General features: G+C 43.6%; 1 pseudogene. It reads right to left on the bottom strand.

From position 1 onward, the window contains the following. Positions 1 to 220 (bottom strand): annotated as a pseudogene (locus IAQ59_RS22260) (hypothetical protein); the annotation flags it as partial.

The raw sequence follows: 220 nt of genomic DNA, 5'->3' as shown, positions 1-220 counted from the left end.
CCCAAATTCAAAATCTGAGTCCTCCATTCAATTATTCTAATGCATAATGCGGGTTCAACAGGGTTCAGCTCGTCCTTGTAGTAATGCAGAAGTTGAAGATAAATCGATTCAAACACCTTACTGTCCCGGTTGATGTTGGCATCACTGAGCGTGCTGACAGCTGGGAGTTTTTCAATGCCCAAATAGGTGAGGCGGTCTTCGAGAAAAAGCAGGTTTTTAC

This window comes from Lunatimonas salinarum (assembly GCF_017811155.1).
Classification (GTDB): domain Bacteria; phylum Bacteroidota; class Bacteroidia; order Cytophagales; family Cyclobacteriaceae; genus Lunatimonas; species Lunatimonas salinarum.
This window is presented reverse-complemented; position numbering and strand designations above follow the sequence as displayed.